General features: G+C 65.1%; 16 protein-coding genes. 14 read left to right on the top strand and 2 right to left on the bottom strand.

The window, feature by feature from the left end; genetic code table 11:
* The first annotated feature begins 34 nt into the window (after positions 1-34).
* The gene (gene fur, locus BLT16_RS16260; protein WP_076746082.1) at positions 35-481 is read left to right on the top strand and encodes a ferric iron uptake transcriptional regulator; all 447 of its coding nucleotides are present in this window, start codon (positions 35-37) and stop codon (positions 479-481) included.
* 80 nt (positions 482-561) lie between these two features.
* Here fur and recN read toward each other — a convergent pair whose 3' ends face one another.
* A complete protein-coding gene (recN, locus tag BLT16_RS16265) occupies positions 562-2,235 on the bottom strand; it encodes a DNA repair protein RecN (protein WP_089659561.1) in 1,674 nt (557 codons plus the stop codon).
* 220 nt (positions 2,236-2,455) lie between these two features.
* On the opposite strand from recN, the gene grpE reads away from it, so the two are divergent.
* From grpE to greA, 11 genes are all read left to right on the top strand, one after another.
* Positions 2,456-3,085: a nucleotide exchange factor GrpE gene (grpE, locus tag BLT16_RS16270; protein WP_089659562.1), complete on the top strand. Its 630-nt coding sequence runs from the start codon at positions 2,456-2,458 to the stop codon at positions 3,083-3,085.
* A gap of 122 nt (positions 3,086-3,207) precedes the next feature.
* The gene (gene dnaK, locus BLT16_RS16275; RefSeq protein ID WP_089659563.1) at positions 3,208-5,139 is read left to right on the top strand and encodes a molecular chaperone DnaK; all 1,932 of its coding nucleotides are present in this window, start codon (positions 3,208-3,210) and stop codon (positions 5,137-5,139) included.
* Positions 5,140-5,230: 91 nt separating this feature from the next.
* Positions 5,231-6,379, top strand: a complete 1,149-nt coding sequence (dnaJ, locus tag BLT16_RS16280) for a molecular chaperone DnaJ (RefSeq protein WP_089659564.1) — start codon at positions 5,231-5,233, stop codon at positions 6,377-6,379.
* 220 nt (positions 6,380-6,599) lie between these two features.
* Positions 6,600-7,493, top strand: coding sequence for a DMT family transporter (locus BLT16_RS16285; RefSeq protein ID WP_089659615.1), 894 nt, complete (start codon positions 6,600-6,602; stop codon positions 7,491-7,493).
* Positions 7,494-7,625: 132 nt separating this feature from the next.
* Positions 7,626-8,876, top strand: coding sequence for an NAD(P)/FAD-dependent oxidoreductase (locus BLT16_RS16290; RefSeq protein WP_089659565.1), 1,251 nt, complete (start codon positions 7,626-7,628; stop codon positions 8,874-8,876).
* Positions 8,877-8,927: 51 nt separating this feature from the next.
* A complete protein-coding gene (locus BLT16_RS16295; protein ID WP_089659566.1) occupies positions 8,928-9,206 on the top strand; it encodes a DUF2218 domain-containing protein in 279 nt (92 codons plus the stop codon).
* A complete protein-coding gene (locus BLT16_RS16300) occupies positions 9,203-10,108 on the top strand; it encodes a DMT family transporter (RefSeq protein WP_245701721.1) in 906 nt (301 codons plus the stop codon). Before BLT16_RS16295 ends, BLT16_RS16300 begins: the two co-directional genes overlap by 4 nt.
* A gap of 50 nt (positions 10,109-10,158) precedes the next feature.
* Positions 10,159-10,962 (top strand): 4-hydroxy-tetrahydrodipicolinate reductase, encoded by an 804-nt coding sequence (dapB, locus tag BLT16_RS16305; RefSeq protein ID WP_089659568.1) that lies wholly within the window; start codon positions 10,159-10,161, stop codon positions 10,960-10,962.
* Between the two features lie 435 nt (positions 10,963-11,397).
* Positions 11,398-12,543 (top strand): glutamine-hydrolyzing carbamoyl-phosphate synthase small subunit, encoded by a 1,146-nt coding sequence (gene carA, locus BLT16_RS16310; RefSeq protein WP_089659569.1) that lies wholly within the window; start codon positions 11,398-11,400, stop codon positions 12,541-12,543.
* A 55-nt stretch (positions 12,544-12,598) separates the two neighbouring features.
* Positions 12,599-15,829 carry a carbamoyl-phosphate synthase large subunit gene (gene carB, locus BLT16_RS16315; protein ID WP_089659570.1) on the top strand — a complete coding sequence of 1,077 codons (3,231 nt, stop codon included), beginning with the start codon at positions 12,599-12,601 and terminating at the stop codon, positions 15,827-15,829.
* Positions 15,826-16,302, top strand: a complete 477-nt coding sequence (gene greA, locus BLT16_RS16320; protein WP_089659571.1) for a transcription elongation factor GreA — start codon at positions 15,826-15,828, stop codon at positions 16,300-16,302. Before carB ends, greA begins: the two co-directional genes overlap by 4 nt.
* Positions 16,303-16,424: 122 nt before the next feature.
* Here the strand turns inward: greA and yhbY are convergent, their stop codons facing one another.
* Positions 16,425-16,751, bottom strand: a complete 327-nt coding sequence (yhbY, locus tag BLT16_RS16325) for a ribosome assembly RNA-binding protein YhbY (RefSeq protein WP_089659572.1) — start codon at positions 16,749-16,751, stop codon at positions 16,425-16,427.
* Positions 16,752-16,863: 112 nt separating this feature from the next.
* On the opposite strand from yhbY, the gene rlmE reads away from it, so the two are divergent.
* Positions 16,864-17,538 carry a 23S rRNA (uridine(2552)-2'-O)-methyltransferase RlmE gene (gene rlmE, locus BLT16_RS16330; protein ID WP_089659573.1) on the top strand — a complete coding sequence of 225 codons (675 nt, stop codon included), beginning with the start codon at positions 16,864-16,866 and terminating at the stop codon, positions 17,536-17,538.
* A gap of 159 nt (positions 17,539-17,697) precedes the next feature.
* Positions 17,698-19,686, top strand: a complete 1,989-nt coding sequence (gene ftsH, locus BLT16_RS16335) for an ATP-dependent zinc metalloprotease FtsH (protein ID WP_089659574.1) — start codon at positions 17,698-17,700, stop codon at positions 19,684-19,686.
* Positions 19,687-19,781 lie beyond the last annotated feature (95 nt).

Genomic DNA, 19,781 nt, shown 5'->3' on the forward strand with positions numbered 1-19,781 from the left:
TACCCGACCCTACACGTTACTGCGAAGAGCAACCATGGCCGATCAAAACCATGAACTACGCAAGGCGGGTCTGAAGGTGACCCTGCCCCGCGTCAAGATCCTGCAGATCCTGGAGAATGCCCCGGGTCAGCACCATTTGAGTGCCGAAGATGTCTACAAGGCGCTACTCGAGGCCGGCGAAGACGTTGGCTTGGCCACTGTCTACCGCGTCCTGACCCAGTTCGAATCCGCCGGTCTGGTGATCCGTCATAATTTTGATGGTGGCCACGCGCTATTCGAGCTCTCTCAAGACGAGCATCACGATCATATGGTGTGTCTGGAGAGCGGTGAGATCATCGAGTTCTTCGATGAGACCATCGAGCGGCGTCAGCAGGAGATCGCCGAGGAGCACGGTTTCGAGCTGGTAGACCATGCCCTGGTACTCTACGTGCGGCCCAAGGGCTCCAAGGCGACCCGTCAGGAAGGCATTCAGAAAAAATAAGCGTCACGCTTGCACCCTCTGCGACTCGGCCCCGATCAATGATCGGGGCCGAGTGCGTTAGGAGAGCTGCCAGCTGCGGGCTAGTGATGGGCGCGCTGACTGGCGTCGAGCATCTCGCGGGCGTGGGCCAGGGTGCGTTCGGATAGCTTGACCCCGCCGAGCATGCGCGCCAGCTCGCGAACCCGGCCGGCGCCGTCGAGCAGCACCATCTGGGTAAGGGTGGTATCGGCCTCGGCCTGCTTCTCGATATGCAGGTGCTGATGGGCCTGGGCGGCAACCTGGGGCAGGTGGGTCACGGTCATCACCTGGCCACCCTCGCCGAGGCGCTTGAGCAACTGGCCGACGATCTCGGCCGTCGCGCCGGAGATGCCCACGTCAACCTCGTCGAATACCAGGCTGGGTATGGTCGAGTGGCTGGCCGCCACCACCTGGATGGCCAGGCTGATGCGCGACAACTCGCCGCCTGAGGCGACCTTGGTCAGCGGGCGTGGAGGCTGCCCCGGGTTGGCACTGATCAAGAAGCGAACCGTGTCCATGCCGTCTGCGGCCGGCGTCTCGCGGGCCTCGACCTGTACCGCGAAGCTGGCCTTGCCCATGGCCAGAAAACCCAACTGCGACTGTACCTCCTCGGCGAAGCGCGTAGCCGCCCGCTGGCGAGCCTCGCTGATCGTTCTGGCCTGCTGGCGCCAGCTGTCGCGCAGCTGCTCGACCTCCTGGCGGAGTGCCTCGAGATCGTGCTCGCCGCCGTCGAGTTCGGCCAGCTCGCCGTGCAGGCGATGGTGCAGCGCGACCAGCTCGTCCGGCAGCACGTGATGCTTGCGGGCGATGCGGTGCACCGCGCTGAGCCGCTCCTCGACCTCGGCCAGGCGCGCTGGGTCGAGCTCGGTGGTGTCGATGAAGCGCTGTAGTTCGCGGCCGGCTTCTTCGACCTGGATACGTGCCTCCTCGAGCATGCCGAGGGCCTCGGCGAGGCTGCCGCGGTCGCTGCCGGGCAGCGCGCCGAGACGGCTCACTGCCTGTGCCAACAGTGACTGGGCGCCGCCCTCGTCGTGGTCGCAGCAATCGGCGGCGGCCTGCGCCTCGCGCAGGGTCTCCTCGGCGTGGGCGAGGCGCGTCTGTTCCTCCTCCAGAGCGTCGAGTTCTCCGTCGCTCAACGCCAGTTGGTCGAGCTCCTCGACCTGATAGCGCAGCAGCTGGCGGCGCGCCGCCAATTCGTCGCCATCGTCGGCCAGCCGCTTGAGGCGTCGTCGCGCCTGCTGCCAGCGGCGATGGGTCTCGCCCAGAGTGGTCACGGCATCGCGCTGGCCGGCGTAGTCGTCGAGCAGCCGCAGGTGGGTGTCCTCGCGTAGCAGCGCCTGGTGGGCGTGCTGGCCGTGGATCTCGATCAAGTGCTCGCCTAGCGCCTTGAGGTCGGCGATAGTCGCCGGCTGGCCGTTGATCCACGCCTTGGAGCGCCCGGCGGCGGTGATCACCCGGCGTAGCAGGCAGTCGTCGCCGGGCAGTTCGCGATTCTCTAGCCACTCACGGGCCTCGGGCAGGGCGGCGATATCGAAGCGCGCCGAGAGGTCGGCACGTTCGGCACCGTGGCGCACGCTGCCGGCGTCGGCGCGCTCGCCAAGGCACAGCCCCAGGGCGCCGAGCAGGATCGACTTGCCGGCCCCGGTTTCGCCGGTGATAGCGGTCATGCCGCCATGAAGTTCCAGGTCGAGGCTATCGACGATGGCGTAATCACGAATCGCGAGCTGTACCAGCATGGCTGCCTATCTCCTTGTAGTCGTTATCGCCCTCTGTGCGTTTATACAGTAGTCGATAGAGGACGACAATGCTCGCGACGTTGCCGTAGTCGCGAATGCCTTGAGATTGTCGTCGGCATCCCCATATAGGCTGCAATTCGTTGTACTCAATCTTGCAGATACTGCATGTCGTGAAATGTTCAGGCGGCCGCGTGCCGCCTTTCGATGTCAGGAGACACTCATGGCCAAACAACCGCAGACGCCGCTGGACGAAGAGCTGGAGCGTGCCGAGGAGGACGCCGAGCCGCAGAAGACGCCGCTGGATGGCGATCTCGAAGAGGCCATCGAAGCCGCTGCCGACGAGGATGAGTCGACTGAAGAGCCGGTGGCCGGTGATGCCGATGTCGACGCGCTGAATGCGCGCATCGAGGAGCTCGAGCAGAGCACCGCGGAAGCCAAGGACCAGGCACTGCGCGCCGCCGCCGAGGCCCAGAACGTGCGTCGCCGCGCCGAGCAGGAAGCCGACAAGGCGCGCAAGTTCGCGCTGGAGAAATTCGTCAAGGAGCTGCTGCCGGTGATCGACAGCCTGGAGAAGGCGCTGGAGGCCATGGAGGATGGCGCCAGCGAGGCTCACCGCGAGGGCGTGTCGATGACCCTCAAGCTGCAGCTCGATGTGCTCGGCAAGTTCGGCGTCGAGTCGGTGGAGCCCCACGGCGAACCGTTCGACCCGCAGTATCACGAGGCCATGGCGATGGTGCCCAACCCTGAGCTCGACCCCAACACCGTGATGGAGGTGATGCAGAAGGGGTACCTGCTCAACGGGCGCCTGGTACGGCCGGCCATGGTGGTGGTCAGCCAGGCGGCCAGCTGACCTCGCGGCCAGGCGATTGGGGGCAAGGGTCTTGAAAAGCGTCAGGCGGCCCCCAGATAGACGATAACCCCGCGGCGAAGGCCGCGATGTACGAATCAAGAGACAACTTTCGAGGATTTCCTATGGGACGCATCATCGGTATTGACCTGGGGACAACCAACTCCTGTGTCGCCGTTCTCGACGGCGACAGCGCCAAAGTCATCGAGAACGCCGAAGGTGGCCGCACCACGCCGTCCATCATCGCCTACACCGATGATGGCGAGACGCTGGTCGGCCAGGCTGCCAAGCGCCAGGCGGTTACCAACCCCCAGAACACGCTGTATGCCATCAAGCGTCTGATCGGTCGTCGCTTCAAGGACGACGTGGTGCAGAAGGACATCAAGATGGTGCCCTACGCGATCACCGAGGCCGACAACGGCGATGCCTGGGTGGAGGTGAAGGGCAAGAAGCTGGCCCCGCCGCAGGTCAGCGCCGAAGTGCTCAAGAAAATGAAGAAGACCGCCGAGGACTACCTGGGCGAAGAAGTGACCGAGGCGGTGATCACCGTGCCGGCCTACTTCAACGACAGCCAGCGTCAGGCCACCAAGGACGCCGGGCGTATCGCCGGCCTCGAGGTCAAGCGTATCATCAACGAGCCCACCGCGGCGGCGCTGGCCTACGGCATGGACAAGGCGCGCGGTGACAAGACCATCGCGGTCTATGACCTGGGTGGCGGCACCTTCGATATCTCGATCATCGAGGTGGCCGACGTCGACGGCGAGACCCAGTTCGAGGTGCTGGCCACCAACGGCGACACCTTCCTGGGTGGCGAAGACTTCGACATGCACCTGATCAACTATCTGGTCGATCAGTTCAAGTCGGATTCCGGCATCGATCTGTCCGGCGACAACCTGGCCATGCAGCGCCTCAAGGAAGCCGCCGAGAAGGCTAAGATCGAGCTCTCCAGCGCCCAGCAGACCGACGTGAATCTGCCCTACATCACCGCTGACAACACCGGTCCCAAGCACCTCAACGTCAAGGTGACCCGTGCTAAGCTCGAGTCGCTGGTGGAAGACCTGGTCAAACGCTCGCTGGGGCCGTGCAAGACCGCGCTGGCCGATGCCGGCTTGTCGGCCTCTGAGATCGATGACGTGATCCTGGTCGGCGGTCAGACCCGCATGCCGATGGTGCAGAAGAAGGTCGCCGAGTTCTTCGGCAAGGACGCCCGCAAGGACGTCAATCCGGACGAAGCCGTGGCCGTGGGCGCCGCGATCCAGGGTGGTGTGCTGGGCGGCGACGTCAAGGACGTGCTGCTGCTCGACGTTACCCCGCTGACCCTGGGCATCGAGACCCTGGGTGGCGTGATGACGCCGCTGATCGAGAAGAACTCGACCATCCCGACCAAGAAGACCCAGACCTTCTCCACCGCGGATGACAACCAGACCGCCGTGACCATCCACGTGCTGCAGGGCGAGCGTAAGCAGTCTGGTGGTAACAAGTCACTGGGCCGCTTCGATCTCAGCGATATTCCGCCGGCGCCACGTGGTGTGCCGCAGATCGAGGTCGCCTTCGACCTGGACGCCAACGGCATCCTGCACGTGTCGGCCAAGGACAAGGCCACCAACAAGGAGCAGTCGATCGTCATCAAGGCCTCCAGCGGTCTGTCCGAGGAAGAGGTCGAGCAGATGGTGCGCGATGCCGAAGCGCATGCCGACGAGGACAAGAAGTTTGAAGAGCTGGTGGCGCTTCGCAACCAGGCCGACGGCATGATCCACGCCACCCGCAAGACCCTCGAAGACGCCGGTGACAAGGCCAGCGACGAGGAGAAGCAGACCATCGAGAGCGCCATTGGCGAGCTCGAGGAGGCGGTCAAGGGTGACGACAAGGACGCCATCGAGCAGAAGCTCAGCGCCCTCACCGAAGCCTCCGGCAACCTGGCCCAGAAGATGTATGCCGAGCAGGCCGAAGGCGCTCAGGGTGAGGCCGGCGGTGAGCAGGAAGGCAGCGCTAAGCCGGAAGATGACGTGGTCGACGCCGAGTACGAAGAAGTCAACGACGACCAGAAAAAGCAGTAACCACGACATCTGAGCTTCGGATGACGCCAGCGCGGGGGCCTGACTCCCGCGTTGGTGTTTCCGCAGTGTCGCTATGGAGGCGGACAGACCCATGTCCAAACGTGACTATTACGAGGTGCTCGGCGTCGAGCGCGGGGCCGATCAGAAAGAGATCAAGAAGGCCTATCGGCGTCTGGCCCAGAAATTTCATCCGGACCGCAATCCGGACGACGACAGCGCGGCGGAGAAATTCCGCGAGGTCTCCGAGGCCTATGAGGTCCTGACCGACAGCGAGAAGCGTGCCGCCTACGACCAGTTTGGCCATGCCGGCGTCGATGGCCAGGGTGGTGGCTTTGGCGGCGGCGGTTTCGGTGGCGGCGCGGGAGCCGGCGGTTTCAGCGATATCTTCGGCGACGTGTTCGGCGATATCTTCGGTGGCGGCGGTGGCCGCCGTCACCCCAATGCGCCGCAGCGCGGCAGTGACCTGCGCTACAACCTCGAGCTCGATCTCGAGGACGCAGTGTCCGGCACCAGCGTCGATATCCGCGTGCCCCGGCATATCGATTGCGACCGCTGTGATGGCGACGGCGCCGAGCCGGGCTCCACCAAGGAGACCTGCCCGACCTGTAACGGCATGGGGCAGGTGCGCATGCAGCAGGGCTTCTTCGCCGTGCAGCAGACCTGCCCCACTTGCCACGGCAGCGGAGTGCACATCAAGGTGCCGTGCCATAAGTGCAACGGCGAAGGCCGCGTGCGCGAGACCCGCACCCTGTCGGTGAAGATTCCCGCGGGGGTCGATACCGGCGATCGCATTCGCCTCAACGGCGAGGGCGAGAGCGGTATCAACGGTGGCCCGCCCGGCGATCTCTACGTGCAGGTGGCGATCAAGCCGCACCGCATCTTCCAGCGCGATGGCCGTCATCTGCAGTGCGAGGTGCCGATCAACTTCGTTGACGCCGCCCTGGGTGGTGAACTCGAAGTGCCGACCCTGGATGGTCGGGTCAAACTCAAGATCCCCGCCGAGACCCAGACCGGCAAGCTGTTCCGGCTCAAGGGCAAGGGCGTCAAGCCGGTGCGTGGCGGCCCCGCCGGCGACCTGCTGTGCAAGGTCGTACTCGAGACGCCGGTCAAGCTCAGCGAGCACCAGAAGGAGCTGCTGCGTCAGTTCCAGGACAGCCTCGGTGAGAGCAACAGCCACTCGCCCAAGAAGAGCGGCTTCTTCGATGGCGTGCGCAAGTTCTTCGAGGACATGAAGCCGTAATCCCTCGGCATCCGTCCTGGCAGCACGGGCCCCCGGTATCCTCGGATGCCGGGGGCCTCGTGGTTTGGCAGTCGAGCCTGAGAGGCACGATTGCTGGGCAAATGGGGGAGCTCTTATTAGACTAGGGTGATGGACGGCAGCGCCGATGTCTGCCAATGCCTTATGGCAGTGCCGTGACGTGACTGCCGATCCCCTCTCATTGCACCAGGCACAGGCATTCATGGACGAGCTCCCCGATAGGCCGCTGGCCGGCATCATCTTGAGACTGCTCTCGGGGATGCTCTTCACTGGGATGATGGTCTGCGTGAAGGCCGCCAGCGAGGCGACGCCTTTGGGACAGATCGTTTTCTTCCGTTCGCTGTTTGCGCTGCTGCCGGTCGTGCTGTTCCTGGCATGGCGGCGCGAGTTCCCCGCTGGGTTGGCGACCCGCCGGCCTGGTGGGCACCTGCTGCGCTCCGGCCTGGGCGCGGCGGCGATGTTTGCTTCTTTCGCCGCCCTGGCGCTGCTGCCGGTTGCCGAAGCGACGCTCCTGGCGCAGTTGACCCCGGTGCTGATGGCTATCGGCGGAGTCTTGTTGCTGCGCGAACGGTTAACGCTACAGCGGACCGCAGCCCTGCTGCTGGCACTGGCGGGGGTGGCCGTGCTGGTACTGCCCAGTCTGGGGGGCGATGGGGCTTCGCTGGCGGGCTATCTGCTGGCACTGCTGGCGGCCCTGCTTACGGCGGGCGCGCTGTTGACCGTGAGGCGCATCTCGCGCACCGAGACGCCGGGGGCTATCGCATTCTACTTTATCCTGATGTCAGCGCTGGCGGGGCTGGTTACCTGGCCGCTAGGCTGGGCAGACCTGGATGGGAAGCAGCTGTGGCTGCTGATGTTTGCCGGGCTGTTCGGTGGTGCGGCGCATATTTGCATGACTCTCGCGCTGCGCTATGCGGAGGTCTCGCGGCTGGCCCCCTTCGAGTACCTGGCCTTGATCTGGCCCGTGCTGGCCGACCTGGCAATCTTTGGGTTGGCACCTTCGGCCGGCTTTCTGCTGGCCCTGCCCCTGGTGCTCGCCGGAGCTGGCCTGGCTGCGTTCGAAGGGCGCAGGGTGCGATGGCCACTGCGACGATGAGGAGCGAACGCCACTTGGGGCTGGTCTCGTCGCATATCGCGACATCGCCTGGCGCGTGCGCTTGACGCGGCATTCTTGCTAAGCTGCCGTGATCCAGCATTTGTAGCCCCGGCCGTAAGCAAGGACGACCACATGACCCGCGAGACCCTGGTGCTTGGTGCCGGTATGGTGGGCACCTCGATTGCGTACCACCTGGCGCGGCGTGGGCGTTCGGTAACGCTGCTCGATCGCCGCCGGCCGGGCGAGGAGACCTCCTACGGCAACGCCGGGATCATTCAGCGCGAGGCGGTCAAGCCGTACCCCTTTCCCCGCGACCTGGCGACCCTGCTACGGGTGTTGCCCAACCGTCAGATCGATATCCGTTATCGCCCCCGCGCCTTGCTGGCCGCCGCCGGTCCGCTGTTGCAGTACTGGCGGCAATCCACGCCGGCGCGCCACGCCGCGGTGGTGCCGGCCTACGCCTCATTGACGGTGCGCTGCACCGAGGAGCACCAGGCGCTGATCGCCGCCGCCGGCGCCGAGTCGCTGGTATGCAAGCAGGGCTGGCTGGACGGCTTTCGTGAGCAGGCGTCGCTGGATGCGCAAGTCGCCAACGCCGAGGCCATCGGCGAGGCGTATGGCGTCACCCATGAGGCGCTCGACGCCGCGGCGCTCAAGGCCCATGAGCCGCACCTGCGGGGTGACGCCATGCTGGGGGCCGTGCACTGGACCAACGGCTGGACGGTGCGCGACCCCGGGGCACTGGTCAAGGCCTATGCCGCGGCGTTCGAGGCGGCTGGTGGGCGTGTCGAGCGCGCCGAGGCGAAGCGCTTGGAGCAGACCGCCCGCGGCTGGCGGCTGCATACCGCCGCCGGGGTGCATGAGGCCGAGGAGTTGGTGCTGGCCACAGGCCCCTGGTCGTCGCGCTGGCTGGCCGAGCTTGGCTATCGCGTGCCGCTGTTTCCCAAGCGCGGATACCATATGCACTATGCCATGCAGGACGGAGCCCGGCTCAACCACTGGCTGCGCGACGCCGATGCCGGCTACCTGCTGGCACCGATGCAGGCTGGGGTGCGGCTGACCACCGGTGCCGAATTGAATACGCTTGAGGCGCCGCCGCGCCATGCGCAGCTGGATGCCGCCGAGCGTGTGGCTCGCGAGTTGTTACCGCTCGGCGAGCGCCGCGACGCCGAACCGTGGATGGGCAGCCGCCCCTGTGTCGCCGACATGCTGCCGGTGATTGGCAGTGCGCCGCGGCATGCCGGGCTGTGGCTGGCCTTCGGTCACGGCCATCAGGGCTTTACGCTGGGGCCGGTCACCGGTCGCGTGCTGGCTGAACAGATGTGTGGTGAGCCGCCGGCGGTGGATATGTCGCCGTTCCGCCTGACGCGCTTCGCACTGTAAGTGTCTTTACCCTGCGTTGGGTGCTGATGCCCGACGCCCAACGGAGGTCACATGCCAATCTCACGTACTGACGTTGCTACCGCCGACGGCAGCAAGCTGATCAACCGGCTCTGCAAGCACTGGGCTCACAAGCTCGAGGTCGAGCACGACGCGGATCAGGGCCGGGTGGCGTTCGCCGATGGCACCTGCCTGATGCACGCTACGGCGGATCGCCTGACGGTGGCCATCGAGGCGCTCGATGAGTCGACCCTGGACCAACTGGAGGGGGTGGTGAGCAGTCATCTGGAGCGTATGGCCGGCGAGCCGCTCGATATTGTCTGGGAAAATTGAGCGTCGTCAGCGTTCGCCGTGCCCACCTGGGCATGCTGCTATGGGCGCTGCTGGTAGGGCTGTCGTTCCCGGCAGTAGGAGTGATGAGCGAAGGGCTGCCGCCGCTGCAGCTTACCGCCCTGCGCTTTGCCATCGCCTCGCTGGCGCTGTGGCCGCTGGCGCGACGAGCCGGCGACTGGCGGCCAGCACGCCGCGGCCTGCTGCTGTATGCGCTGATGGGCCTGTGTCTGGCAGGCTTCTTCGGCGCCATGTTCTGGGCGGCACACCGTGCCACGGCGCTTTCCATGGCGACCCTCTACGTGACCGTGCCGCTGCTGGCGTTTGCGTTCGGCGTGGCGGCCGGCGTCGAGCGGCTGGCCTGGCGGCTGCCGTTAATCCTGGCGCTGGGTGCCTGTGGGGCGCTGGGGTTGGCGTTTGCCGAGGCACGCAACGGCGGCGGGGGGCTGCAGTTCGGCAGCGGCGAGCTGGTGTTCTTCGGCGGCTGTCTCTCCACGGCGCTGTATCCGGTGCTCAGCAAGTGGGGGATCAACCGCGACTGGCTGTCGGCCTCGGCGGCGGCGCGTACCTTCTGGAGCCTGGCGCTGGGCGGCGTACTGATCGGCGTGGCCGGTAGCCTGGTCGAGCCGCTGGCCGGCCTGGCGTGGATGACCGGGTCGGACCTGCTGCTGGTGGTCTATCTGGGGCTGTGCTCCAGCGCCATGACCTTCTGGCTGATGCAGCGCGCCACCGCGGCGCTGACCCCGGGCGCGGTAACCGCCTATGGCTACCTGGTGCCATTCGTGTCGATGCTGCTGCTGTTTGCCACCCAGCCTGAGCAGATCGGCTGGGCCTGGTTGCCCGGCAGCGTGCTGATCGTGGTCGCCATGGTATTGCTGCTGCGCGGCGACCGGGCCACTGCCTAGGCGTCTTTGCTATACTCCGGCGCTATCTTTATCGAACTGCAGGAGTCCGCATGACCCGTATCGCTATCGTCGGCGTTGCCGGCCGCATGGGCCGCACCCTGGTTGCCGCCGTAGAGCAGGATGCCGAGGCCACCCTGGCGGGGGGCGTGGTCGAGCCGGGCAGCTCGCTGGCCGGTGCCGATATCGGTGAGCTGGCCGGGCTTGGCAAGTGCGGCGTTGCCGCGGCGGCGTCCCTCGATGCCATCGTCGACGACTTCGACGTGCTGATCGATTTCACCGCGCCGCAGGTGACGCTGGCCAACCTGGCGTTCTGCGCCGCGCACGGCAAGCGCATCGTGATCGGCACCACTGGCCTCAGCGACGAGCAGCTGGCCGAGCTCGACGGCTACCGCGACCAGCTGGCGATGGTCTTCGCGCCCAATATGAGCGTGGGGGTGAACCTGACGCTGAAGCTGCTCGAGACCGCCGCCAAGGCGCTGGGCGACGAGGGGTACGATATCGAGGTGATCGAGGCCCACCACCGCCACAAGGTCGATTCCCCCTCCGGCACGGCGCTGAAGATGGGTGAGGTGGTGGCTGACAGCCTTGGCCGTACGCTCAAGGAGCATGGCGTGTTCGAGCGGGTCGGCCAGTGCGGGCCGCGGGATGCCAAGGAGATCGGTTTCGCCACCGTGCGCGCCGGCGATATCGTCGGTGAGCATACGGTGATGTTCGCCACCGAGGGCGAGCGCATCGAGATCACCCACAAGGCCTCGAGTCGCATGACCTTCGCCAGGGGCGCGGTGCGGGCGGCGCGCTGGTTGGCCGAGCAGGACAACGGTCGCTATGGCATGCAGGATGTGCTGGGGCTTTAGGTGCTCAAGTGTCCCGGGTGCGGGGCTAACCCGTCGGCAAGCCTACGAGGAGGCGCTGTGAACCCGTCCCTGGGCGCTACCTTGCGCCATCCATGGCGCAAACCTCCTCTTCGGCTTGCCCACGGCGCCCCTCGGCCGCGGCGCCAACTGGTCTCAGCATGCGGCCAGAGAAGACTAGCCGTTGGTCGCAGATTCCTGTAACATTCCAAAAATTTTGGCCGGGCGCCGGATGCTGCATCCATCATAGCGCTTGTTGAGTCGGCCACGGGCACACCGAGCAATGACAACAAGCGGGATGAGACCGGTCTTTCAGGTTTCGTCCCGCTTTTTTACGGCTCGCCTGCCGCGTGACCCAGCCTGGCGCCCGCCCTTGACACATCTGTCGGATGAGCGTGACTCGTCGGCGGTCTCTTAAGAGCATGGGAGGAAGTTGCGTTGAACAGACCCGCGATATTGGCCTTGGAAGATGGCAGCGTATTCCACGGCACCGCGATCGGCGCCGAGGGGCAAACCAGCGGTGAGGTGGTGTTCAATACGGCCATGACCGGCTATCAGGAGATTCTTACCGACCCCTCCTATACCCGACAGATCGTCACCCTCACCTATCCGCACATCGGCAACACCGGCGTCAACGCCGAGGACGTTGAGTCCGACGCCATCGCCGCCGCCGGGCTGGTGATCCGCGACCTGCCGCTGCTGGCCAGCAGCTTCCGCTCCGAGCAGACCCTTTCCGACTATCTCAAGGGCCAGAACGTGCTCGGCATCGCCGACATCGACACCCGCCGGCTGACCCGCATCCTGCGCGACAAGGGCTCGCAGAACGGCGCGATCCTGGCCGGCGCCGAGGCCGAGGGTGACGACGCCGTGGCGCGTGCCCTGGCCGCCGCCCGCGCCTTCCCCGGGCTCAAGGGCATGGACCTGGCCAAGGTAGTTTCCTGCCAGACGCCCTATGAATGGAGCGAGGGCGAGTGGGCGCTGGGTGAGGGCTACGCCGATACCGCGCAGGTCGAGCGGCCCTACCACGTGGTCGCCTACGACTACGGGGTGAAGCGCAATATCCTGCGCATACTCGCCTCCCGTGGCTGCCGGCTGACCGTGGTGCCGGCCCAGACCCCGGCCAGCGAGGTGCTGGCGATGAACCCGGACGGCGTGTTCCTGGCCAACGGCCCCGGTGACCCCGAGCCCTGCGACTACGCCATCAAGGCCATCGGCGAGATCCTCGAGACTGAGCTTCCGGTGTTCGGCATCTGCCTCGGCCACCAGCTGCTGGCGCTGGCCAGCGGTGCCAAGACACTGAAGATGAGCCACGGCCATCACGGTGCCAACCACCCGGTGCAGGACCTCGACAGCGGCCAGGTGATGATCACCAGCCAGAACCACGGTTTTGCCGCCGATGAGGCGAGCCTGCCAGCGACACTGCGCGCGACGCACCGCTCGCTGTTCGACGGCACTCTGCAGGGGATCGAGCGTACCGACCGGCCTGCCTTCAGTTTTCAGGGCCACCCCGAGGCGAGCCCCGGGCCGCGCGACGTGTCGCCGCTGTTCGATCGCTTCGTTGAGATGATGAAGGCACGCCGCTGAGCGTCGACCCTCACCACCGAGTCCGTTCTTTCACCGATTTGCCGCGGGAACCGTCATGCCCAAGCGTACCGACCTCAACAGCATCCTGATCATTGGCGCAGGCCCCATCGTCATCGGCCAGGCCTGCGAATTCGACTACTCCGGCGCCCAGGCCTGCAAGGCGCTGCGCGAGGAGGGCTACCGGGTCATTCTGGTCAACTCCAACCCGGCCACCATCATGACCGACCCGGCCATGGCCGACGCCACCTATATCGAGCCGATCACCTGGCAGGCGGTGGAGAAGATCATCGAGGCCGAGCGCCCCGACGCCATCCTGCCGACCATGGGTGGCCAGACAGCGCTGAACTGTGCGCTGGATCTCGACAAGCACGGCGTGCTGACCCAGTACGGCGTGGAGATGATCGGCGCCAACGCCGACGCCATCAACATGGCCGAAGACCGTGATCTCTTCGACCAGGCCATGCGGCGCATCGGCCTCGAGTGCCCCAAGGCCAAGGTGGCGCATTCCATGCAGGAGGCCTGGGAGATCCAGGCCGAACTGGGCTTTCCCACCATCATTCGCCCCTCCTACACCATGGGTGGCTCCGGTGGCGGCGTGGCCTACAACAAGGAGGAGTTCGAGGAGATCTGTACCCGCGGCTTCGAACTCTCCAACAACCACGAGTTGCTGATCGACGAGTCGCTGCTGGGCTGGAAGGAGTACGAGATGGAGGTCGTTCGTGACAAGAACGACAACTGCATCATCGTCTGCGCCATCGAGAACTTCGACCCCATGGGCGTGCACACCGGCGACTCCATCACCGTGGCCCCGGCCCAGACGCTGACCGACAAGGAGTACCAGATCATGCGCGACGCCTCGCTGGCGGTGCTGCGCGAGATCGGCGTCGAGACCGGCGGTTCCAACGTGCAGTTCGGCGTGGACCCCAAGACCGGTCGCTTGGTGGTCATCGAGATGAACCCGCGGGTGTCACGCTCCTCGGCGCTGGCCTCCAAGGCCACGGGCTTCCCGATCGCCAAGATCGCCGCCAAGCTGGCGGTAGGCTATACCCTGGACGAGCTGCAGAACGACATCACCGGCGGGCGTACCCCGGCGTCTTTCGAGCCGTCCATCGATTACGTGGTCACCAAGATTCCGCGCTTCACCTTCGAGAAGTTCCCCCAGGCCAACGACCGCTTGACCACCCAGATGAAGTCGGTGGGTGAAGTGATGGCCATCGGGCGCACCTTCCAGGAGTCGCTGCACAAGGCACTGCGCGGCATGGAGACCGGCAACGACGGTCTCGACCCCAAGGTGACCGAGTTTACCGGCGAGGCCATGGCGCACATCAAGGGCGAGCTGCAGGCCGCCGGCGCCGAGCGTATCTTCTATATCGCCGATGCCATGCGCGCCGGGATGAGCGTCGAAGAGATATTCGCCCTGACCAAGATCGACCGCTGGTTCCTGGTTCAGCTCGAGGATCTGATCACTACTGAGCGCGACGTCGCCAAGCGCTCGCTCTCCGAGCTGGCACCGCGTGAGCTGTTCGGTCTCAAGCGCAAGGGGTTCTCGGATGCGCGGCTGGCCAGGCTGCTCGGCGTCTCCGAGAAGGAGTTCCGCAAGACCCGCCAGAAGGCCGGCATTCGTCCGGTCTACAAGCGGGTGGACACCTGTGCCGCCGAGTTCGCCTCGGATACCGCCTATATGTACTCCACCTACGAGGAGGAGTGCGAGGCCGAGGTCTCCGACCGTCAGAAGATCATGGTGCTGGGCGGTGGGCCCAACCGCATCGGCCAGGGCATCGAGTTCGACTACTGCTGCGTCCACGCCGCCTTCGCCATGCGCGACGACGGCTATGAGACCATCATGGTCAACTGCAACCCGGAGACCGTTTCCACCGACTACGACACCAGTGATCGCCTCTATTTCGAGCCGGTGACTCTGGAGGACGTGCTGGAGATCGCCGATAAAGAGCAGCCGGTCGGCGTGATCGTGCAGTTCGGCGGCCAGACCCCGCTCAAGCTGGCCCGCGAGCTGGAGGCCGCCGGCGTGCCGATCATCGGTACCACCCCGGATGCCATCGACCGCGCCGAAGATCGCGAGCGCTTCCAGCAGATGATCGACAAGCTGGGCCTCAAGCAGCCGCCCAATGCCACCGCGCGCAGCTTCGAGGAGGCCTTCGCCAAGGCCGAGGCGATCGGCTACCCGCTGGTGGTGCGTCCCAGCTACGTGCTCGGCGGCCGCGCCATGGAGATCGTCTACGACGCCTCGGAGCTCGAGAACTACATGACCCATGCGGTCAAGGTCTCCAATGACTCGCCGGTGCTGCTCGACCACTTCCTCAATGCGGCCATCGAGATCGACATTGACGCGGTCTCAGACGGCCAGCAGGTGGTGATTGGCGGCATCATGCAGCATATCGAGCAGGCCGGGGTGCACTCCGGCGACTCCGCCTGTGCGCTGCCCCCTTATTCGCTGCCCGCCGAGGTGCAGGACGAGATGCGCGACCAGGTCAAGCGCATGGCGGTGGAGCTCGGCGTCAAGGGCCTGATGAACGTCCAGCTAGCCTGGCAGGACGGCGAGATCTACGTTATCGAGGTCAATCCGCGCGCCTCGCGCACCGTGCCCTTCGTCTCCAAGTGCATCGGCACCTCGCTGGCCCAGGTCGCCGCGCGTTGCATGGCCGGTACCTCGCTTGCTGCGCAAGGCTTCGAGCGCGAGATCGTGCCGCATTTCTACAGCGTCAAGGAGGCGGTGTTCCCGTTCAACAAGTTCCCCGGCGTCGATCCGATCCTGTCGCCGGAGATGAAGTCGACCGGTGAAGTGATGGGCAGCGGCGACACCTTCGCCGAGGCCTTCTACAAGGCGCAGCTGGGCGCCGGTGAGGCAATTCCGGCGCTGACCGGCGAGCGCAAGGCCTTCCTGTCGGTGCGCGAGCCGGACAAGCCCGGCGTTATCGAGGTGGCCAAAACTCTGCTAGGATTGGGTTTTACCCTTTGCGCGACCCGCGGCACTGCCACTGCCCTCGAGGCTGCCGGGCTTCCCGTAGAGGCCGTCAACAAGGTCTTCGAAGGTCGTCCGCATATCGTCGATATGCTCAAGAACGACGAAGTGGCCTATATCGTTAATACCACCGAAGGTCGTCAGGCTATCAATGACTCTTCGGTGATCCGCCGCACCGCTCTCGCCCGTAAGGTGCCCTATGCGACGACCCTGGCAGGCGCCAGGGCCGTGTGTATGGCGTTGGAGTATGGCAATGAGATTACCGTGCGGCGGCTCCAGGAACTGCATGCAGGAGCACCACAATGAACAAGGTCCCGATGACCGTCGCAGGCGAGCAGCGCCTGCGTGAAGAGCTCGAACAGCTCAAGGGCGTCGAACGGCCCAAGGTGATCAACGCCATCGCCGAGGCGCGCGAGCATGGTGATCTCAAGGAGAACGCCGAGTATCACGCCGCGCGCGAGCAGCAAGGCTTCATCGAAGGGCGCATCCAGGAGATCGAAGGCAAGCTCTCCACCGCCCAGGTGATCGATGTCACCAAGCTGCCCAAGACCGGCAAGGTCATCTTCGGCGTCACCGTGGCGCTGCTCAACCTGGATACCGACGATGAGGTGACCTATCGCATCGTCGGCGAGGACGAGGCCGACATCAAGGCGGGGCGGATTTCGGTGACCTCGCCGATCGCCCGCGCGCTGATCGGCAAGGAGGAGGGCGACTCGGTGGTGGTTAACACCCCCAGGGGTGAAGTCGAGTACGAGATCCTTAGCGTCGAGCACCTGTAAGTCGGACGTTAGAAGAGCGAAGAAGTAAGAGGCCGCCTGGTCGGGCGGCCTCGTTCGTTGGGTAAAGGGGGCTTCTGCTCTCTTATGCCTTCCTTACTTCCCTCTCTGGTCTGCGTCAGTGCCTAGTGTCTGCCGTGATGCTCGGCGAAGCGCTTGACGTTGGAGAGCTTGGCGTTGGCCTTGGGGTTGTGGCGGTAGAGCAGGGCCACCTTGCCGATGGTCTGGATGCGTACGGCACCGCTCTGAGTCACCAGCTCCTCGAGCATGGCGGCGCGATCGTCGCGCTCGGGCAGGGCCAGCTTGATCTTGATCAGCTCGTGGTCGTTGAGCGCACGCTCTAGCTCGGCGATCACGCCCTCGGAGATGCCGTTCTCGGACACCGTGACCACCGGGTTGAGGTGGTGGCCGATGCTGCGGAATGCTTTCTTTTGTGCCTGTGACAAGCTCATGGTATCTTGAGGGTCCAAAGTTGCGCTGAACCCGCCATGTTACGGCGAAAGCGGCGCGTGCGAAAGCCTCCCTCCGCTTCTCTTCAAACCGACATCAGATCCAGGTGATGCCGTGGGCCGCTCTACCCGCTCCAGCAAGTCCTCCTCGCCCGCTACGGCTACGGCTCGTGGCGCCAGCAAGACCAGCAAGGGCTGGTTGAAGGAGCACTTCGACGATCAATACGTGCAGCGCAGCTGGCAGGACGGTTACCGCTCCAGGGCCAGCTACAAGTTGCTCGAGCTGGATGCCAAGGACGCCTTGCTGCGCCCGGGCATGGCGGTGATCGATCTGGGGGCCGCGCCCGGCGGCTGGAGCCAGATCGCTGCCGAGAAGGTGGGCCCGGAGGGTGCGGTGATCGCTTCGGATATCCTCGAGATGGATGCCCTGGCCGGGGTCGACTTCATCCAGGGCGATTTCACCGAGGAAGCCGTGCTCGATGCCATTCTCGCCGCACTGGATGGTCGGCCGGTGGACCTTGTGATGTCCGACATGGCCCCCAATATGAGTGGTATGGCTGCTATCGACCAGCCCCAGGCGATGTACCTCGTCGAGCTGGCGCTGGATTTGGCGCAGCAGACCCTGAGACCGGGCGGCCGCTTCGTGGCCAAGGTCTTCCAGGGCGAAGGATTCGACGACTACCTCAAGGCGCTGCGCGGCAGCTTCAGCAAGGTGGTCACCCGCAAGCCGGATGCCTCCCGGGCGCGATCCCGCGAAGTCTACCTGCTGGCGGAGCAGTTTCGTGGTTGAGCGGATAGCCTCAGGCTACCGCCGCAATAGACAGACACCCGCCGGCAACTATGGCAGTGTTGATCGATGTGCATGGATGTGGTTGAACGCCCGCATCTGCTGTAGTGTCGAAGACCTATGCCCGCTTGGCAGTTCGTTTTCAGCAATGAGGGTACTCCCTTGAATGATATGGCGAAGAACCTGATTCTGTGGTTGGTCATCGCGGCAGTGCTGCTGACGGTGTTCAACAACTTCAGCGTCGATAGCTCACCTCAGGCGATGAACTATTCGCAGTTCGTCCAGCAGGTGCAGAACCAGCAGATCCGTAGTGTGACCATCGATGGCTACACCATCAGTGGTGAGCGAACCGATGGGTCGCAGTTCCAGACCATCCGCCCGGCGGCGGAAGACCCGCAGCTGATCAACGACCTGCTCTCCAACGATGTCACCGTGGTGGGTCGGGAGCCCCAGGAGCAGAGTCTGTGGACGCGGCTGTTGATTGCCAGCTTCCCGATTCTGATCATCCTCGCCATCTTCCTGTTCTTCATGCGTCAGATGCAGGGCGGTGCCGGTGGCAAGGGGGGGCCGATGAGCTTCGGCAAGTCCAAGGCCAAGCTGCTCTCCCAGGATCAGATCAAGACCACCTTCGCCGATGTGGCGGGCTGTGATGAGGCCAAGGAGGAGGTCGAGGAACTGGTCGACTTCCTGCGCGACCCTTCCAAGTTCCAGCGCCTGGGCGGCACCATCCCGCGCGGCGTGCTGATGGTGGGCCCGCCGGGTACCGGTAAGACGCTGCTCGCCAAGTCGATCGCCGGCGAGGCCAAGGTGCCGTTCTTCTCGATCTCGGGTTCCGACTTCGTCGAGATGTTCGTTGGCGTTGGTGCCTCGCGGGTGCGCGACATGTTCGAGCAGGCCAAGAAACAGGCCCCCTGCATCATCTTCATCGATGAGATCGACGCCGTGGGCCGCTCGCGTGGCGCCGGCATGGGCGGTGGCAACGACGAGCGTGAGCAGACCCTCAACCAGTTGCTGGTGGAGATGGACGGCTTTGAGGCCAACGAGGGCATTATCGTCATCGCTGCCACCAACCGTCCCGATGTGCTCGACCCGGCGCTGCTGCGCCCCGGGCGCTTCGACCGCCAGGTCGTGGTTGGCCTGCCCGACATCCGTGGCCGCGAGCACATCCTGGGCGTGCACCTGCGCAAGGTGCCGCTGGCCGATGACGTCAAGCCGGTGCTGATTGCCCGTGGCACGCCTGGTTTCTCCGGCGCCGATCTGGCTAACCTGGTGAACGAGGCGGCGCTGTTCGCGGCGCGCCGTAACAAGCGCCTGGTCAGCATGGAGGAACTGGAGCTGGCCAAGGACAAGATCATGATGGGCGCCGAGCGCAAGTCGATGGTCATGACCGACAAGGAGAAGCTCAACACCGCCTATCACGAGTCGGGCCATGCCATCATCGGCTTGGTGATGCCGGAGCACGACCCGGTCTACAAGGTCACCATCATTCCGCGTGGCCGCGCCTTGGGTGTGACCATGTTCCTGCCCGAGCAGGACCGCTACAGCCTGTCGCGCCAGCAGATCATCAGTCAGATCTGCTCGCTGTTCGGCGGCCGGATTGCCGAGGAGATGACGCTCGGCCCCAACGGCGTTACGACCGGTGCATCCAACGATATCAAGCGTGCCACCGAGCTGGCCCACAACATGGTCGCCAAGTGGGGGCTGTCCGACGAGATGGGCCCGATCATGTACGACGAGGACGAGTCGCACCAGTTCATGGGCGGTCCCGGCCAGGGCGGCAAGCTCAAGTCGGGCGAGACCACCACCCGGCTCGACAAGGAAGTGCGCAAGATCATTGATGGCTGCTATGAAGAGGCCAAGCGTATTCTCGAAGAGAATCGCGACAAGCTCGACGCCATGGCTGAGGCCTTGATGCAGTACGAGACCATTGATGCCACGCAGCTCAAGGACATCATGGAAGGGCGTCCGCCGCGTCCACCCGAGGGTTGGGAAGACCCCAGCAGCCCCGGCGGTGGCGTGTCCACCGTAGATGCATCGGAGGCCGAGGCCAAGCCCGAGGCCCCATCCGACGAGCTCGACGACGGCGATGAAGAGGACGACGAGCCGCGTCGCCGACCCTCGGATCCACTGGGTGGTCCGGCCGGCCACTGAACGGCTACCCGCCATGCAACGAGGCGCCTGATGGCGCCTCGTTGCGTTGCGGCAGGTGCAGCTTGCGCCGTGCCAGGCGGCTGATTAGAGTGAAC

It is taken from the genome of Franzmannia pantelleriensis (assembly GCF_900102875.1).
GTDB classification, from domain to species: Bacteria; Pseudomonadota; Gammaproteobacteria; order Pseudomonadales; family Halomonadaceae; genus Franzmannia; species Franzmannia pantelleriensis.

Coding starts and splice junctions, on each gene's coding strand:
- fur (WP_076746082.1), top strand. CDS start 35: ATGGCCGATCAAAACCATGAACTACGCAAGGCGGGTCTGAAGGTGACC.
- recN (WP_089659561.1), bottom strand. CDS start 2,235: ATGCTGGTACAGCTCGCGATTCGTGATTACGCCATCGTCGATAGCCTC.
- grpE (WP_089659562.1), top strand. CDS start 2,456: ATGGCCAAACAACCGCAGACGCCGCTGGACGAAGAGCTGGAGCGTGCC.
- dnaK (WP_089659563.1), top strand. CDS start 3,208: ATGGGACGCATCATCGGTATTGACCTGGGGACAACCAACTCCTGTGTC.
- dnaJ (WP_089659564.1), top strand. CDS start 5,231: ATGTCCAAACGTGACTATTACGAGGTGCTCGGCGTCGAGCGCGGGGCC.
- BLT16_RS16285 (WP_089659615.1), top strand. CDS start 6,600: ATGGACGAGCTCCCCGATAGGCCGCTGGCCGGCATCATCTTGAGACTG.
- BLT16_RS16290 (WP_089659565.1), top strand. CDS start 7,626: ATGACCCGCGAGACCCTGGTGCTTGGTGCCGGTATGGTGGGCACCTCG.
- BLT16_RS16295 (WP_089659566.1), top strand. CDS start 8,928: ATGCCAATCTCACGTACTGACGTTGCTACCGCCGACGGCAGCAAGCTG.
- dapB (WP_089659568.1), top strand. CDS start 10,159: ATGACCCGTATCGCTATCGTCGGCGTTGCCGGCCGCATGGGCCGCACC.
- carB (WP_089659570.1), top strand. CDS start 12,599: ATGCCCAAGCGTACCGACCTCAACAGCATCCTGATCATTGGCGCAGGC.
- greA (WP_089659571.1), top strand. CDS start 15,826: ATGAACAAGGTCCCGATGACCGTCGCAGGCGAGCAGCGCCTGCGTGAA.
- yhbY (WP_089659572.1), bottom strand. CDS start 16,751: ATGAGCTTGTCACAGGCACAAAAGAAAGCATTCCGCAGCATCGGCCAC.